Source organism: Microbacterium sp. LCT-H2 (assembly GCF_001866135.1).
GTDB lineage: Bacteria > Actinomycetota > Actinomycetes > Actinomycetales > Microbacteriaceae > Microbacterium.
In genome coordinates, this window is the sequence record NZ_MODW01000001.1 from 840,799 (window position 1) to 857,788 (window position 16,990).

13 protein-coding genes are annotated in these 16,990 nt (G+C 70.1%); 6 read left to right on the forward strand and 7 right to left on the reverse strand.

The genetic code is table 11. The features are described 5' to 3' along the window. Positions 1-102: 102 nt before the first annotated feature. Both BK819_RS03930 and BK819_RS03935 read right to left on the reverse strand, forming a co-directional pair. Complete coding sequence (locus BK819_RS03930; protein WP_071327945.1) at positions 103-696, reverse strand: DUF305 domain-containing protein; 594 nt, start codon at positions 694-696, stop codon at positions 103-105. A gap of 66 nt (positions 697-762) precedes the next feature. After that, positions 763-1,158 (reverse strand): DUF6153 family protein, encoded by a 396-nt coding sequence (locus tag BK819_RS03935; RefSeq protein WP_071327946.1) that lies wholly within the window; start codon positions 1,156-1,158, stop codon positions 763-765. 167 nt (positions 1,159-1,325) lie between these two features. Here BK819_RS03935 and BK819_RS03940 point away from each other — a divergent pair, with 167 nt between their 5' ends. Beyond that, a complete protein-coding gene (locus tag BK819_RS03940) occupies positions 1,326-3,887 on the forward strand; it encodes a LuxR C-terminal-related transcriptional regulator (RefSeq protein ID WP_256209362.1) in 2,562 nt (853 codons plus the stop codon). Positions 3,888-3,937: 50 nt separating this feature from the next. On the opposite strand, the gene BK819_RS03945 is transcribed toward BK819_RS03940, so the two are convergent. Next, complete coding sequence (locus BK819_RS03945; protein WP_071327948.1) at positions 3,938-9,136, reverse strand: isopeptide-forming domain-containing fimbrial protein; 5,199 nt, start codon at positions 9,134-9,136, stop codon at positions 3,938-3,940. Positions 9,137-9,331: 195 nt separating this feature from the next. Between BK819_RS03945 and BK819_RS03950 the strand changes: the two genes are divergently transcribed. The 5 genes from BK819_RS03950 to BK819_RS03970 all read left to right on the forward strand — a co-directional run bounded on the left by BK819_RS03950 (position 9,332) and on the right by BK819_RS03970 (position 12,641). Continuing rightward, on the forward strand, positions 9,332-10,180 hold the full coding sequence (locus BK819_RS03950; protein ID WP_071327949.1) for a LysM domain-containing protein: 849 nt from the start codon (positions 9,332-9,334) through the stop codon (positions 10,178-10,180). Between the two features lie 212 nt (positions 10,181-10,392). Beyond that, the gene (locus BK819_RS03955) at positions 10,393-10,737 is read left to right on the forward strand and encodes a PadR family transcriptional regulator (RefSeq protein ID WP_071327950.1); all 345 of its coding nucleotides are present in this window, start codon (positions 10,393-10,395) and stop codon (positions 10,735-10,737) included. Between the two features lies 1 nt (position 10,738). Continuing rightward, positions 10,739-11,107, forward strand: a complete 369-nt coding sequence (locus tag BK819_RS03960; RefSeq protein ID WP_071327951.1) for a DUF1048 domain-containing protein — start codon at positions 10,739-10,741, stop codon at positions 11,105-11,107. Continuing rightward, complete coding sequence (locus tag BK819_RS03965) at positions 11,104-11,877, forward strand: ABC transporter ATP-binding protein (protein WP_071327952.1); 774 nt, start codon at positions 11,104-11,106, stop codon at positions 11,875-11,877. Before BK819_RS03960 ends, BK819_RS03965 begins: the two co-directional genes overlap by 4 nt. Continuing rightward, the gene (locus BK819_RS03970; protein ID WP_071327953.1) at positions 11,874-12,641 is read left to right on the forward strand and encodes an ABC transporter permease; all 768 of its coding nucleotides are present in this window, start codon (positions 11,874-11,876) and stop codon (positions 12,639-12,641) included. The genes BK819_RS03965 and BK819_RS03970 overlap by 4 nt, the downstream gene beginning before the upstream one ends. 136 nt (positions 12,642-12,777) lie before the next feature. Here BK819_RS03970 and BK819_RS03975 read toward each other — a convergent pair whose 3' ends face one another. From BK819_RS03975 to BK819_RS03990, 4 genes are all read right to left on the reverse strand, one after another. Beyond that, on the reverse strand, positions 12,778-14,253 hold the full coding sequence (locus BK819_RS03975; RefSeq protein WP_071328085.1) for a lipase maturation factor family protein: 1,476 nt from the start codon (positions 14,251-14,253) through the stop codon (positions 12,778-12,780). Positions 14,254-14,309: 56 nt separating this feature from the next. Next, positions 14,310-15,287 (reverse strand): choloylglycine hydrolase, encoded by a 978-nt coding sequence (gene bsh, locus BK819_RS03980; protein ID WP_071328086.1) that lies wholly within the window; start codon positions 15,285-15,287, stop codon positions 14,310-14,312. 146 nt (positions 15,288-15,433) lie between these two features. Further along, a complete protein-coding gene (locus tag BK819_RS03985) occupies positions 15,434-15,712 on the reverse strand; it encodes a hypothetical protein (protein ID WP_143049239.1) in 279 nt (92 codons plus the stop codon). Positions 15,713-16,042: 330 nt separating this feature from the next. Continuing rightward, entirely contained in the window at positions 16,043-16,954 is a 912-nt protein-coding gene (locus tag BK819_RS03990; protein ID WP_071327955.1) for a glycine betaine ABC transporter substrate-binding protein, read from the reverse strand. Between the last annotated feature and the right edge of the window lie 36 nt (positions 16,955-16,990).

The following is a 16,990-nucleotide window of genomic DNA, read 5'->3' on the forward strand; positions in this document are numbered from 1 at the left end:
TGCACGACGTGGTGCGAAACGCACAGAGCAGCGCGGAAAGGACAGATCGCGGACGGGCGATGGGCCCCGCGCCGCGGAGGCGACGCGGGGCCCGGTGCCGGATCAGAGCGTGGCGAGGATCTCCTTCATCTCCGCGATCTCGGCGGTCTGCGCGTCGACGATGTCCTGCGCGAGGGCGACGGCGTCGGCGTTCTCGCCGTCCGCCACCTCCGCCTCGGCCATCTCGACCGCGCCCTCGTGGTGCGCGATCATCTGCTCCAGGAACAGCCGGGATGCCTCCGGGCCCGCGGCGGCCTCCAGCGCGGCGAGGTCGTCGTCGCTCATCATGCCGTCGCCGTGATCCATGTCGGCGGGGTCGCCCGCCTCGGCCCCCCAGTCGTCGAGCCAGCCCTGCATCTGCTCGATCTCCGGGCCCTGAGCGGCCTTGATACGTTCCGCGAGGTCGGCGACCCGGGGGTCGACGTCGTCCTTCGCGAGCACGATGTCGGACATCTCGACGGCCTGCTCGTGGTGGACGATCATCATGGATGCGAACATCGCGTCGGCCTCGTTCGCTCCGGTCAGCGGGGCGTCCGAGGTCGAGTGATCCATGCCGGAATGGTCGGCCGGCCCGGCAGGTGCGGTCGAGGCGCACCCGACGAGGGCGAGGGTTCCGGCCAGCACGAGGGCAGCGGCGGCAGTGGTTCGATTCGTCATTTCTCTCTCATCTCTGTCTGTCGGAAGGGCGTCCGCGGACACGGAGCCCGGGCGCATCGGCGCCGATCAGGTCCGACTGATGCAGAGGACGTGGAGCGAGGGCGGACGAAGGGGGGCGGCGGCCGCCTCCGCGGGCGAGCGGAGAACGCGGAGGAGAGGTCCGGTCAGGGCACTGCGTGCGGGACGGAGCAGCACGAGCAGCCCGCCGAGCAGCGCGAGGACGCAGGCCGCGCCGCCATCGCCCGCGGGGTCTCCGGGGGCGACAGCCGTCTCGGCGCCACCTGCGGCGTGCGCCGACGACCCCGACGGGTTCTCGGGGGCCATGACCGCGTGGCCTGCCATCGCGTGCGCTCCGGCCGTGCCATGGGTGTCGAGCGCATGCATGCCGAGGAGTCCGAGCACGACGCCGCCCACGAGGACGACGACGAGCAGCGCCCCCTGGAGCACGCGACGACCGGCCATGTGCTCATGGTACCCCGTGGGGGTATGCAGATCTCGATGCCGGCTCCGCGGGCGACCCGGCACGCAGGACACGGGCCGGGCGGACGGGGGCGTCGCGCCGGAACGGCAGCGCGGTGTGCGCGGCCGCGACCAGGCATACGCGGGGGTTGGATATCGTAGGGGTGGGGATGCGTACCTGGGGAGGGACGATGCCGGCTTTCGGCGCGCAAGGGGACAAGAGGTTGCCGCGGGTTTCCGCGCACGTCATCGGACGTCCGCGGGTGAACGCCGCGCTGGACGACGGAGCTCCGCTCACGCTGCTGCGCGGAGCCGCGGGCTCCGGGAAGACCACCGCCCTGGTGGGCTGGGCCTTCACCTCCGCCGACCGCGTCGTGTGGCTCACAGTCACGCCCGCGCTGGCGACGAGCGCGGCCCTCGCCGCCGCTCTGCTGCGGGTGCTGAGCGGCGCGGGCGAGGCCGTCGGCAGCCCTCACCCCGCCCCGGACGTCGGAGAGGGGTGGTCCGCCGTCGCCCAGTACCTGTGCGACCACGAGGAGCCTCTCGTCGTCGTGCTCGACGACGCCGCCGCACTCGACCGGGATGCGGTCTTCGACCTGTGCCGCACGGTCGCCGTCCCGGCGCACGTCCGCCTGATCGTCGCCACGAACCGCCCCAGCCCGTTCGACAGCGACGGGATCGCCCTCGTTCTCGACACCGCTCTGATCTCTCCGGAGGATCTCGCCTTCGACACGGATGAGATCCGCCGCGCGCTCGACGTCGATGAGGACACGGCCGTCGCCGTGCGCGAGACCACCGGCGGGTTCGCGGCGGTCATCCGTGCCGTCGCCCTCCGCGGCCGTGTCCCCGACGACACGGCGATCGCGGAGGTCGCGACGGCGGCGGTCGACGACTACCTCCGCAGCCGCATGGAGGAGGGCACCTTCGGCGCCGGCGTCCTCGAGGGCCTGATCCGGATCAGCATCACGGACACGGTGGATCTGCCGTTGGCGCAGGCTCTGAGCAGTGATCCGGACATCGGTGCCGCCCTCGACGAGGCCGAGGCGTTCGGCTTCGGCCGGTGGTCGACGGAATCCGGGCGTGGGACCTTCATGATCGCCGCGCCGGCTCGCGCCCTTCTGCGCCGCGATCTCCTGGAGCGCTTCCCGGCCGAGATCCGCCTGCTCCGGCGCCTCGCGATCGAGGGTGCGCTGCGGCGCGACGACCCCTTCGAGGGGCTCCGCCTGGCGATGGAGGAGGACGACCTCCACCTCGCCGCCCACGTCATCATGTCGGGCTGGAGCCACCTTCTGGATCACGACGGTCGCCGGGTCGTGGCGCTGCTGGGCGACCTGCCCCTCGCGCGGCTCAAGCAGGAGCCGCTGGTGGCGATGCTGCTGGGCATCTGCCTCAACGCCAACCGACTCCGACGGGTACGCGGCCTGCAGCTCCTGCGGATGGCGATCTCCGCCGCGAACGCCCGGCGGAGCGCCCTCTCGCCGACGGAGCGCCTGTTCATCTGGACCGCCGAGAGCGCGGCGCTGCGGGTGGTCGGGATGCCCGAGCGGGCCGGGCAGGTCGCAGCCCGCGCGCTGGCGGTGTACACGGAGACCTCGGAGTCGCAGTGGCAGCAGTACGCGATCGAGATGCCGCTGCTGTGCACGCACCTCGGGATCTCGCTGTACTACGGCGGTCGCCGGGAGCAGGCCGTCCGCCTCTTCGACGAGGCCGCTGCGCTCGCCTCGTCCCAGGGCACGGGCAACGCCTTCCACGCCGTGAGCCTGCTCAGCGGGATCCACGCCCTCAACGGCGACCTACCGGAGGCGCGGCACTACGTCGAGATCATCCGGGACGGCTCGTGGGACCCCGCCCTGCTGGACGGGTACCGCGGCACGTTCTACCGCGTCGCGGAAGCGATACTCGCCGTGGAAGAGGGCGACCTCGCCACGGCCAAGCAGCACGTGCGCGCCTTCGAGCCGCACCGGGCGACGAGCGAGCACTGGACCACGATGGCGACCGTGGAAGCCTGGATCGCGCTACACGACGGCGAGGCCGCCGGCGGACTGGAGCGGCTGGAGTCGTTCGCCCGGATGCGCGGGCGCGAGGCCGGGTCGACGTCGGCGCGCCAGGCGCTGAGCCGCCCCCGCATCCTGCTGCACCTGGCGCTCGGCGATGTCCGTGCCGCGCGCGGCATCAAGCAGCGCGACGCCGGGACGGACCGGTTCGGCACCCTCCTGGAACGAGCCAGGATCGCCCTGATCGACGGTCGCGCTCCGGATGCGGTGCGGCTGCTCGCCGCCACGCGCCTCGAGCCGACGACCTCCCGCGAGCGCGCGGAGGCCGCGGCGGTGCACAGTGCGGCCCTCCACCGCGTCAGTCCCGCCGCCGCACAGGCCGTGACCGAGGCGCTGCACGCCCAGCTCGCCGACCGAGGTCTGCGCACTCCGCTGGCCCTGCTCGGCGCCGAGGACTTCGCCGCCGTCCGGGCCGACCTCGCTCCGGTCGGCGACCCGCCGCTGCCCATCCGCTCGGCGTTGCCCTCGTTCGCGGCGCGCCCGAAGCTCTCCTCACGGGAGCAGGTGGTGCTGCATGCGCTCACGACAGGGGCGCCGCTGCCCGAGATCGCCGCGGAGCTGCGGGTCTCGCCGAACACCCTGAAGACGCAGCTCCGCAGCATCTATCGCAAGCTCGACGCAGCCAACCGCACCGAAGCCCTGGAGCAGGCCGCCCGGCACGGGCTCCTCCCCGGATGACGAAGGCCCCGCCCGTCGGAGACGACGGGCGGGGCCTTCTGCCGGAACCGCTAGCTCTGCATGCGGCGTCGGCGCACCAGCAGCAGCACCGCGCCGCCGATCAGCAGGGCGATCGCGAGCCCGAGGATCCACGGGGCCAGCTGTCCGCCCGTGAGGGCGAGCGGCGTCAGCACCCGGTTCTCGGTCGTGCTCGTCGGCGGGGTGATCGTCTCACCGCCGGGAGGCGTGGCCGAGGCGGTGGCCACGTTCCGCAGCGTCGCACCCGCCGCGTCGGCGTGCACGATCACCGCGTAGGTGATCACGACGCGCTCCCCTTCGGCAAGGCTGCCGGTCCAGCGCAGCGTCGTGCCGTCGATCGTCGGCGCGGCCACCGCACGGTCACCCACCGTGGCGGTCGCCGTTCCGCGGAGGTCGGCATGCCGCAGCACTCCGGTCAGGTCGTCCGTGACGACGACCTCGTCCAGACCCGTCTCGCCGGTGTTGGTGCCGGTGAGGGTGTACGTCACGACGCTACCCGTCGCCACGGCGGAGCCGGACGCGGGGTCGGACGACTTGAGGAACGTGAAGCCCGGGGTGCCGACGGGGTTCTCCGTCGTCACCGGCGGCGGGGTCAGCTCGGCGCCGCCGGGAGGCGTGGCCGTGCCCTCGACGGCGTTCGCGATGATCGCACCGCCGGCGTCGCCGTGCACGGTCACCGAGTAGGTGATCGTGACACGCTGGCCGACCGCGAGGTCACCGGCCCAGGTGAGTTCGTCGCCCACGACCACGGGCTCAGGGGCGGTGCCGTCGCTCAGGGTCGCCGTCGCGTCGCCGTTGTAGGCGGCGTGGGCGAGCACGCCCGACAGGTCGTCGAGGATGCGGACCGGAGCCAGAGCCGTCTCGCCCGTGTTCACGCCGGTCACCGTGTAGGTGACGACGCTGCCCGGGTCGACCCGGGTGCCGGACGCGGGATCGGCGAACTTGCGCAGCTCGAAGCCGGGCTCGTTCACGGGATTCTCGGTCGTCGCCGGCGGCGTCTCGATCGGCGGCACCCCACCCGGCGGGGTCGCCGAGCCGGAGGCCGAGTTCTCGATGACGGCGCCGCCCGCATCCGCGCGCACGGTCACCGAGTACGTGATCGTGACGCTCTCACCGACCTGCAGCGCACCCGTCCAGGACAGCCGGTCCTCGACCACCGTCGGCGCGGTCGTCGCCGTGCCGCCGATCGTCGCCGTCGCGTCGTCGTTGAACTCCGCGTGCGCCAGGACACCGGAGAGGTCGTCGGCGATGGTGACGGGGTCGAGAGCCGTCTCGCCCGTGTTCACACCGGTCACCGTGTAGGTGAGGACGCTGCCCGGGTCGACCGCCGTGCCCGCAGCCGGGTCGACGCGCTTCGAGACGGAGAATCCGGGCTCGTTGACCGGGTTGGTCGTGACACCGGGCGGCGGCGTGATCGTCGATCCTCCCGGCGGGGTCGCCGTCGCGGACGCCGCGTTCTCGATCACGGTGCCGACGCCGTCGGCGCTCACGGTCACGGAGTAGGTGACGGTCACGGTCTGGCCGACCGCGAGCGCCCCTGTCCACGACAGCTCCGTGCCGTCCAGGGTCGCGGCACCCGCAGCGGCACCCGCGATGCTCGCCACGGCGTCCGCGTTGAACGTCGCGTACGGCAGCACACCCGACAGGTCGTCCGTGATCGTCACCGGGTCGAGCGCCGTCTGGCCGGTGTTGGCGGCCGTCAGCGTGTAGGTGAGCACGGCACCCGGGTCGACAGCGGTACCGGCGGCGGGGTCGACCGTCTTGGCGAAGCTGAAGCCGGGCTCGTTCACGGGGTGCTCCGTGCTCGACGGCGGCGGCGTGATCGGCGTGCCGGGGGTGGTGGGACTCTCGGGGTCGCTCGGGTCGGCGGGGATCAGCGGGGTCGCCTCTCCGGTCGCCGTGTTCGCGATGGTCTCGCCGCCGGCGGTGGGATCGACAGTCACCGAGTAGGTGATCACGACGTCCTGGCCGGGGCGCAGCACGCCGTTCCACGAGAGGGCGCCGTCGGCCACGCGGACGTCGCCGCGGGTGGCGGACACGTCGTCGTTGTACGACGCGTGGGCCAGCGCCGCGCGCAGGTCGTCACCGATCTCGACCGGGTCGAGGACGGTGTCGCCCGTGTTGCGGCCGGTCACGGTGTAGGTGATCACGCTGCCGGGGTCGACGCGCGTGCCCGTCGCCGGGTCGGCCGTCTTGGTGACGGTGAACCCGGGGGTCGCGACGGGGTGCTCCGTCGTCGCCGGCGGGGTCACGACCGGGGTGCCCGGCGTGGTGGGGCTCTCCGGGTCGGTCGGGTCGGTCGGGATCAGCGGGGTGCCCTCACCGGACACCGTGTTGCGGAGCAGCACGCCGGTCGCATCCTCGTCCACGGTCACCGTGTAGGTGATGTCGACGCGGTCGCCGGGGGCGAGCGTCCCGGTCCAGGTGAGCGTCGTGCCGGAGAGCGCGACGGATCCGGCCGAGGCCTTCGCGTCGCCGCCGTACTCCGCGTTCGCGAGGACGGCCGAGAGGTCGTCGACGATCGTCGCGGGGTCGAGGACGGTGTTGCCGGTGTTGACGCCCGAGACCGTGTAGGTGATCGTGTCACCCGCGCGGACGGCGGTGCCGGAGGCCGGGTCGGCCGACTTCGAGACCTCGAAGCCGGTGTCGACGACGGGGTGCTCCGTCTCCGCCGTCGGCGGGACGATCGGGGTCCCCGGGGTCTTCGCACCGGAGGGATCGGCGGGGTCGGTCGGGATCTGCGGCGTGGCCGATCCGGTGACGACGTTGTGCAGCAGGGCCTTCTCGACACCCGCGTCCACCGTCACCGTGTAGCGGATCGTGACCGCTTCCCCGCGCGGGATGGCGCCGGTCCAGGTCAGGGTGGCGTCGGCGACCCGCACGGAGCCGCGGTCGGCCGTGGCGTCGTCGTTGTAGCCGGCGGAGCCGAGCACGCCCGACAGGTCGTCGACGATCTCCGCGGGATCGAGGTCGGTGTCGCCCGTGTTGGTGCCGGTGATCGTGTAGGTGATCGTGTCGCCCGCGGACACGGCCGTGCCGGAGGCGGGGTCGGCCGATTTCGAGATGGTGAAGCCCGAGCCGATCACGGGGTGCTCGGTGGTGACCGTCGGCGGGACGATCGGCTCACCGGGAACCTGCGGCCCGGTCGGGTCGCCCGGGTTCGGGGTGGTCGGCGTGCCCGTTCCGGTCACGCTGTTGCGCAGGATCTCGCCGGACGTGTCGTCGCCCACCGTCACCGAGTACGTGATCGTCACGGTCTGTCCGGGCTGGAGCGTTCCGGTCCAGCCGAGGGCGTTGCCGGTGAGGGTCGCGCCGCCCGTGGTGACGGCGGTGCCGCCGACCGTGGTCGTGATGTCGTCGTTGAAGGCAGCGTTCGCGAGCACACCGGAGAGGTCGTCGGTGACGGTCACCGGGTTGAGGACGGTCGCCCCGGTGTTCGTGCCGGTGACGGTGTACTCGATGGTCTGGCCCGGCTCCACCACGGTGCCCGATGCGGGATCGGAGGTCTTCGCGACCTCGAAGCCGGCGACGGGGTGCTCGGTGGTGACGGCCGGAGGGGTGATCGGAGGCAGTCCCCCGGGCGGCGTGCCGGATGCGGTGACGCGGTTCGCGATGCGCTCGCCCTCCACACCATCGTCGACGACGACGGAGTAGGTGATCGTGAGCACCTGACCGGGCTCGAGGGCGCCGGTCCAGGCCAGGTCGTCGCCCGTGACGGTGGCGGCGCCGGACGGCACCGGGTCGCCGTCGATCGCCGTAGCCACGTCGCCCTGGTACTCGGCGAACGCGCGCACGCCGGACAGGTCGTCGGTCACGGTGACCGGGTCGAGGCGCGTGTTGCCGGTGTTCTCGGCCTGCACCGTGTAGGTCAGTCGCTGGCCGGCCTGCACGGCAGTGCCGTCGGCGGGGTCGGACGTCTTGCGGAGCGCGAGGTCCGGCGCGAGGCGGACGTTCGTGTACGTGCACGTGACGTCGGTGCCGAGCGGGCCGGCCGGCTGGGTGACCTGTCCGTCGGCGGTGACGGCCACCGGGGTGGTCGAGCCGTCGGCGTTCACCTGCCGGCAGACGAGTGACGCGTCGTACTTCGTGAGGTCGGTCGAGCCCGCCGCCGATTCGGAGAGCCGGAAGGTGTCCCCCTGGTTCGTGAAGACGGGGCCGGCGTAGTCCGGCTGCAGACCGGAGCGGTCGCCGCGGGTGACGGCGTCGGTCTGCGCGACCTGGTAGCCGGCCGGCGACTGCACCCGGAGGCCGAACTGATCGGTCGCCGCGTGACGGCCCTCGGGGAGGTCCTTCTTCAGCGTCAGCGTGTTCGGGAACGTGCAGCTCGCCATATCGGTCGGCGAGAACGTGCCCAGCTGGGTCGTGTTGACCGTCTGCCCGCGCGGCAGGTCGACCTCGATGATGCGGTTGCCGCCGCCGGAGACCGACACGAAGATGTGGCCGAGGTTTCCGAAGGCGATGCCGTTGCCCTGCACCCCGGCACCCATGTCGTGCACCTGCTTGGCGTCGATCGTCGCGGTGCTGGGTTCGAGCGTGGCCGGGAGGTCGGAGGAGTAGATGAAGTTGTCGGCGACGAGCACGAGCTGACCGGAGGCGCTGAAGGCCATGTCGCCGTTGGCGCCGAACGCACTGCTGCCCGCGGTCGGACGGAGGGTTCCGACCTGCACGTAGTCCTGCGGCGTGACCTTCTCGTTCCACGCGTAGAGGTTGATGGCGCCGTTCACCGTGCCGCTGGCGAAGTAGTAGACGCCCGTCACGGGGTGCACGGCACCGCGCAGCACCGAGGAGTTCAGCGTGAACGTCGTCTGCGCGGTCGTGTCGGTGACGCGGTCGTGCTTGGCCAGCGTCTTGGTACCGGCGGCGTTGGTGACCGTGTAGGCGTACCGCCCGGTCGACGAGAGCCCGAGGGCGTTGTTGGAGTGGTTCGTGCCGAGGTTGATGGAGCCGAGCGTGCCGCCGTCGCCGGGGGCACCCCCCTGCTCGTTCACGGCGAACTCGCGCACCTCGGTGGCGCTCTGCACGTACACCGCTCCGGGCGTGCAGAGGAACGGCTCGGCCGCGGCGGCGGGTGCGGCGGTCAGCGCCCCACCGACGACGACCATCGACGACGCGACGAGCGCCGTGCTCACGACACCGCCGATCAGCCTCTTCGTCCGGCCCCGCCGGCGGCTGTGCCGCTCCGGCGGAAGGACATCGGACGTGCGGTCCTTGCGGGCAACACGGAATCCCATGACTGCTCTCCCCATTCATCGCGTTCCGGCACGCATCCGCGCACACGGAAGCCCCCGCCCCCTCAGGCGACCGCCGAGCACCCTTCGGGCAGGGTGGACTCGGTCCGGGCCTCCGCCAGCCTGCCCGGCCGCCACGGAGCCCTCCGGCCATCTCCGGGGAATTCACCCCTCCTTTTCACCCCGGGCGGCGTGCGGATGCCCCTGACCTTCACCACCACTCCGGGCCTCCTCCCCCTCTGGTGCTCGGCACGCTTCGATGCCATGCTGACCGGGATGAAGCGCTCCACCACGATCACCGCCGCCGTCGTCGCCGTCGCCGTCGCCGGCCTGGTCGTCGCGGCCGCTCCTGTCGTGGTCAGCGCCGCGTCCGCCGTGTTCGACGTCACCTCGTGGGCGTCGGAGCGCTTCGCCGCCGCACCGTCCCCGACCCCCACCCCGGCGGCCCTGAAAGCCGAGGACACGGCCGAGGACGACCTCGTCGACCTGGGCGACGGCATCAGCGTGCCCGCCGGCGGACCGGGGGACTGCTCCACCAAAGCGTTCATCAACATCGGCAGCGACGACGGCTCCGCGCATCATGCGAAGCTTCTCGGCGAGCTCGTGGACATGGGCGCGTCGGAACTGGCGCGCGGTCCCGTCACCCAGGATGCGGACGGGCGGATCTTCTCCTACGAGGTCCAGTCCGGCGACAGTCTGATCGCGATCGGCGAGCGCTTCTGCGTCGACTACGTCACTGTCGGCAGCTTCAACCATGTGCGCGGCTTCGAGCCGATCGCACCCGGCGACGTCCTCTACCTCCGCCCGGACCCGACTCTTCCGTTCGTCGACATCTACTCGCCGTACAACGCCCCGCCCGGCTCGTCCACCATCCCGTACTACGACGGCGTCGCCGCGTTCTCGACCGCCGTCGCCACCGCTGACCTGGGTGCCGCGCGGTGGCTGTGGCAGCGCCTGGAGAAGGACATGCCCCCGGAGACGGCTGCCGTGATCACCCAGGCTCTCCACGACGACGACCTCCCCCTGCTCCGCCGCCTCTTCCCCTAAACCCCCTCCGTCCCGCCGAGACCCCGTGTTGTCGTCGACACCCCGGGGCCTTCGCGTCTGCAGCCCGGGGTCTCGCCGCGTACCCGGGGTCTCGGCGAGAAGAGGGATGAGGAAGTTCAGTATTCGGTGTTGCTAAGTACCGGTACTCAGTGTTACTTTGTACCGGTACCCAGCAACACTGAGTACCAAACCGAGAACGAGAGGAGGGGACGATGGGCAAGCAGATGACCGAGATGCTCAAGGGCACCCTGGAGGGCATCGTGCTGGCCCTCCTCGCCGAGCAGCCGGCCTACGGATACGAGATCACCAGCCGGCTGCGCGAGCACGGCTTCACCGACACCGCCGAGGGCACCGTCTACGCCCTGCTGGTCAGGATCGAGCAGAAGAAGCTCGTCGACGTCGAGAAGGTGCCGAGCGAGAAGGGCCCGCCCCGCAAGGTGTACACCCTCAACCCGCAGGGCCGCCAGGAGCTGGAGGAGTTCTGGACGACCTGGGACTTCCTCCGCACGCACATCGAACGACTGCACACCACGAACACCACGAACAAGGAGAACTGATATGGCCGCCAAGTGGATCGAAGCGCTCACCGGATCGCTCGAGCAGAAGAAGCAGTACAAGCAGGCGAAGGCGCGGATCGAGGCTCTGCCGGAGCCGTACCGCACGGTCGCCAACGCCCAGTACCGGTACTACCTGTACTACGGCGGCATCACCGACGGCGACACCATCGTGACGATGTTCCTCGACCTCGCCGACCTCTGGGAGCGCGCCGCCCTCGACGGCACGCCGGTCAGCGCGATCGTGGGCGACGACCCCGTCGAGTACGCCGAGGAGTACGCCCGCGCCTACGGGGGGACGCAGTGGATCGACAAGGAGCGCGCCCGCCTCATCAAGGCGTTCGACGACGCGAAGAAGAAGGAGGAATCATGACGACGCCAGCCCTCTCGGTGCACGGCATCGAGAAGTCGTACAAGGATCTGCACGTGCTGCGCGGCGTCGACTTCGAGGTAGAGCGGGGATCGATCTTCGCCCTCCTCGGGTCGAACGGCGCGGGCAAGACCACCATGGTGCGCATCCTCTCCACGCTGCTGAGGGCCGACGCGGGCACGGCGACGGTGCAGGGCATCGACGTCGCGGCGAACCCGGTCGGAGTGCGCGAGCGCATCAGCCTCACCGGACAGTTCGCCGCGGTCGACGAGATCCTCACCGGACGCGAGAACCTGGTGCTGGTCGCGAAGCTGCGGCATCTCCCCGACGCCGGTGCGGTGGCCGATCGGCTCCTCGCGCGTTTCCGCCTCACCGACGCCGGGGGCCGCAAGGTCGGCACCTACTCCGGCGGGATGCGACGCCGGCTCGACATCGCGATGAGCCTGGTCGGCGACCCCGAGGTCATCTACCTCGACGAGCCGACCACGGGCCTCGACCCTGAGTCGCGCATCGAGGTGTGGGACGTCGTCAAGGACCTCGCGGGCAGCGGCACGACCGTGCTGCTCACCACGCAGTACCTCGACGAGGCGGAGCAGCTGGCCGACCGCATCGCGATCCTGCACGAGGGCCGCATCATCGCGAACGACACCCTCGCCGGGCTCAAGCGCCTGCTTCCGGCCGCGAAGGTCGAGTACGTCGAGAAGCAGCCCACCCTCGAGGAGATCTTCCTCACCCTCATCGGCCCCTCATCCGGAAAGGAGAAGGCAGCATGACCACGCACTTCGCCGCCGACACGGCGACGCTCACCGGCCGCTCGATGCGGCACATCTTCCGCAGCCCCGACACGATCATCACCACCGCGGTCACCCCGATCGCCCTGATGCTCCTGTTCGTGTACGTCTTCGGCGGCGCGCTCCAGCAGAGCACCGGCGCCGAGAACTACGTGAACTACCTGCTGCCGGGCATCCTGCTCATCGCGATCGCGTCGGGCATCGCCTACACGGCGTTCCGGCTGTTCACCGACATGCAGAGCGGCATCTTCGAGCGGTTCCACTCCATGCCGATCGCGCGGTCGAGCGTGCTGTGGGCCCACGTGCTGACGTCTCTCACGGCGAACGCCATCACCCTCGCGATCATCCTCGGGGTCGGGTTCCTCATGGGCTTCCGCACCGGGGCGAGCGTCTGGGCCTGGCTCGGAGTGATCGGCATCCTGATGCTGTTCACACTGGCACTCACGTGGCTGGCGATCATCGCGGGCCTGAACGCCAAGACGGTCGACGGCGCGAGCGCCTTCTCGTATCCGCTGATCTTCCTCCCGTTCATCAGCTCGGCGTTCGTGCCGACCGACACCATGCCGGCACCGGTGCAGTGGTTCGCGGAGAATCAGCCGGTGACCTCGATCGTCAACTCCATCCAGGCGCTGTTCGCGGGGGAGCCGGTCGGGTCCGACATCTGGGTCGCTCTCGCCTGGTGCGTCGGGATCCTCGTGGTCGCCTACGTGTTCGCGATCATCTCGTACCGGAAGAAGGTCAGCTGATCGACGTCCAGCGAGACGGAACGCTCCGACCGGGGACTTCTCCCCGGCCGGGGCGTTTCGCCGCGCTCGGCGGCCGTTCGAATCGCCTGAATGGCTCCATCCGGCCGGGATGTGCCGCAAAGTGGGCGACTCGAAGTCAGCGGAGGCCGACCGGACCGAGCACCACGCGGCGACCGGTCCGGACCCAGACGGCGCCGTCGACACGGTGCTCGGCGCGGGTCGTGAAGCGGTAGCGGTACGACACGGCGCGCACCCATCGCGGCCGCTCCCCGTGGAAGGGGTCCACGCGCAGCATCCGCAGCGTCGGGGCATCCGCCTCCAGGAGCCGCACCAGGAACACCGAGAACCAGTCGTCCAGCGAGTGCCCGAGCGGCAGGAACCACATCAGCCAGTCCAGCCGCAGGTGATACGGGGCGAACTGCCGCGGGATCCGCCGCACGTCCCCCGGCTTCCCGCGGAACTCGTACTCGCGCCAGTGCCGGCCCTCCTCGTCGTCCGATCCCTCCACGACGATCTCGATCCGCTCCCGCGTGACCGTGCCGAAGGCTCCGTAGGCGTTGGCGAGCTGCCAGCGGTGGAAGCTCGCGTTCATGAGCTGTCGTCGCGCGAAGAGGTTGCGCACGGCGGGCACGCTCAGCACGACGAACAGCACCCCGACCGCCGAGGTCGTCATGACCCACCACAGCGGCATGCCCGACACCGTCCACGGCAGCGAGGTCTCCGGCACCCGCTCCGGAGCCCCGATGCCGGGGAGGCCGATCGCGGAGAACCCGAGCACGATCGTCGCCCAGTTCAGCCACGCGAAGTTCCCGGTGAGCACGAGCCACAGCTGCGTCGCGATCACGATGCCGGCCGCGACGGCACCGACGATCTGCGGCACCGGACCGGGGAGCCAGAGGGACAGCAGCGGGGCGAAGAGGAAGAACGGCACGACGAGCTGCGCGACGTGGTTCCCGACGACCTCGAGCGTGTGGAACCACCGCGGCAGCAGATGCGCCTGGCGGCTCAGCGGCCCGGGCATCGGCTGGGTCTCGTGGTGGAAGGTCATCGCGGTGAGGTCGCGCCACTCGCGTCCGCCGCGGATCTTGATCATCCCGGCGCCGAACTCCAGCCGGAACAGCAGCCACCAGAACAGCACGATCACCACGGTCGGCGGCGGCTGGTCGTTCGAGCCGAGGAAGGCCGCGAGGAACCCCGCCTCCAGCAGCAGCATCTCCCACCCGAAGGAGTAGAACGTCTGCCCGATGCTCACCACCGACATGTAGCCGAACCACAGGGCGAGGAAGGCGAGCATCGGCACCCACGGCGGTCCGAGCTGCGGCACCCCGGCGATGAGCAGGGCGGCGATGCCGATCCCCGCCCCGCACAGCGCGACCAGGCGCCGGTCCGTGTAGCGGACGCGGGTGAAGAGCGTGGGGTGCAGCAGCTTCCGGCGCTCGCGCTTCTGCGCCACCCAGTCCAGCAGCACGGGCGCGGGCAGGAGCCCGTGCTCACCGAGGAGCGGGCGGAACTGGTTGAGCGTCGAGACGAACGCGACGAGGTACAGCGCCGCGATGCCCCGTTGCAGGACCTCACGGGCGAACCCGAAGTCGACCGCTGCGAACCCGTCCACGGCCACAGGCTACGCCGCGGCCGCCCGCCCGATGAGGGGGTTGCGCGGAGCGGAGATCAGTTCTGCATCGCTATCTGCTGCCCCTTCACGAGCGGGTATGCCGCGAGCTCGGAGCCGTCGAGATCCTCCTTGTGCATGTCCACACCGGTGATCTGGCTGTTCTCGTAGGTCGTGTAGTAGTACACGCCCGTCGCGGTGTTGGCGCATGACGAGTAGATGGTGATCTCGTACTTCTCCTCGTCGCCGACCTGCACGCACCCGCGCTGCTGGGCGACAGAGCCGAGGATCTGGAAGAACTGGCTGATCGACTCCGACTCCGACGTCCCGCACACCGAGTTCATGCGCGTGAACACCGCCTTCACGAACCGGGACGACGACGACAGGTCTCCCGGCAGCCCGATCCCGCCCATGCCGCGGCTGTAGAGGTCCAGCGGCATGTCCGAGGCGAATGTGTTCTCCGGCTGCCGCTTCGAGAGGTGCTGATAGTCGTTGAGCCGGAAGCTCTGGATGTCGAACGTGGGGTTGTTCGTGAGCACGCCCCACGGGTTGTCGTAGACCTTGAGGCCGCCGCGCACGCTCTCGACCGTGATCGATGCGCTCTTGTCGGCGATGATCCAGTGCAGCGGCGACAGCGGGAACTCCGGGCTGAAGTTGATATCGACGAGACTCACCGACCGCAGGGCCTCCTTCACCTCGGCCACCGTCTCGAACTGTCCGAGGACCCAGGGGATGAACTCGAACGGCGTGACCTCGGTGTCCCCCGACCCCGGCGCCGGATAGTGCGCGTTGTCCGGGAAGTTGAGCCCCGCCATGCCGAGCCCCTTCTCGTTGACCGCGTCGTAGTAGAGCGGGTAGCCGTCGGCGATCGTGGCGATCCCGATGATCGCGTGGTGTGTCGGCAGCGACGGCAGCCGGTGGAACGGGAGCGGGAAGTTCCGCGGTGTGACGGTCACGGTCTCGTTGTACGAGAACTCCAGATCGAGATTCCTCCCGAAGTAGTGGTCGGCCGTCGTGAAGCTCAGCCCTGTGCACATGGTCATACCCCCCTGTCCGCGGGCCGGTCGACCCGCCGGTTCCGCGCCATGCTTCCACCTTCGGCACCGGAATGTAAGGGGGGTCACCCATGACGGAGGAGGGCCTCCCGGTGCGGGAGACCCTCCTTCGAGACGTGTGACGGGTGTCAGATCTCGCTACCGGCTCCTCCCGACGACCGGACGAAAGCTCCGATCCACAATGCGACGTTCACTCCCGCGGCGATACAGAGGATCAGCGGCATCCACCCCGCAGCACTCGCTCCATCGACGAAGACCAGCAGAGCGAGGAGGGCGACTTCTGAGAGCATGAGCCCCCACAGCGTTACGTGCACCACTCGTATATGGCGAAGGTCGGTCGACATCAAGGCGCCCGTGGACACGACCATCAGCGCCGCTAACATCAAATTGGTCATGGTTTTCTCCACCGCAAGGAGACCCTTTCACGCTAATTGAGACGACGTCCACGGCTTCCTCCGTGCCGTCGATTTCAGACGCGTTCGCTGCCACACCCCCGGAGGAAGCGAGCATGGCGACAATTACGACGCTCGCGATACCGACGCGCGGGAAGCGGTTCTGTCGATTCATCAGATACCTCTTCTTGTATCTAGTTCAACATCCCGCCTATACAGGACAGTACCCGGGCTGTCGTAATAGCTGAGCGCGACCATGACCGTGACCGCGAGCGAAAAGGGTCACCCATGACGGAGGAGGGCCTCCCGGTGCGGGAGACCCTCCTTCGAGACGTGCGACGGGTGTCAGCTGGTGACGGTCCAGTCGAACTGGTCGCCGTACTCCTCGAGCCACGCGTCGACCGCGTCGGCTTCCTTGCCCTCGCCGTACTCGTTGACCACGAGGTCCTCGAGCGCGCCGTACTGCTCGTCGTCGAGCTTGATCTTCTTGATCAGCTCGGCCGCCTCGGGGAACTCGTCCGCGAAACCGGTGGTGCCAAGGAAGTGCAGACCCTCGGCCTCGCCCATGGCGCCCTTCGGGTCTTCGAGGTCCTTCACGGGGAAGGCGTCGTTGGCCCAGAACGGACGCCACAGCGTGACGACGATGTCCTCCTTCTTGTCGGTCGCGGTCTTCAGCTCGGTGAGCATCGCCGCGGTCGACGAGGTGACGAGCTCGTACTCGCCGTCGAGGCCGTACTCGGGCATCATCTTCTGGGTCTGAGCGGTCAGGCCCGCACCCGGCTCGATGCCGTAGATCTTGCCGTCGAAGTCGGCGCCCTTGCCCGCGAGGTCCTCGATCGAGGTGAGCTCGGAGTACTCCGGCACCGCGAGGGTCAGCTTGGCGTTCTCGTAGTACGTGCCGAGGTCTTCGATGTCATCGCCGTACTTGTCCATGTAGGAGGCGTGGGTGAGCTCCGGCCACGCCGACGGGTACATGTCCACGTCGCCCTGCGCGAGCCCGGTGTAGAGCGGGCCGGCCTCGGTGAGCGTCTTCATCTCGACCGTGTAGCCGATCTTCTCGAGCTGGTCCTGCAGGAGGTAGGCGGTGCTGAGGCCGTCGGTCCAGGAGGGCAGGAACCCGAGGGTGATGGTGCCCTTGTCCTCGGCGCCGTCGCCGCCGCCGCTCGTGCCGCCGGCGCCGTCGCCGCTGCATCCGGCGAGGGTGAGCGCTGCGGCAGCCCCGAGGGCGGTGATGGTCAGGATCTTCTTCTTCTTCATGTGACTCTCTCTCTTGCGTTCCGTATGTGATTCAGG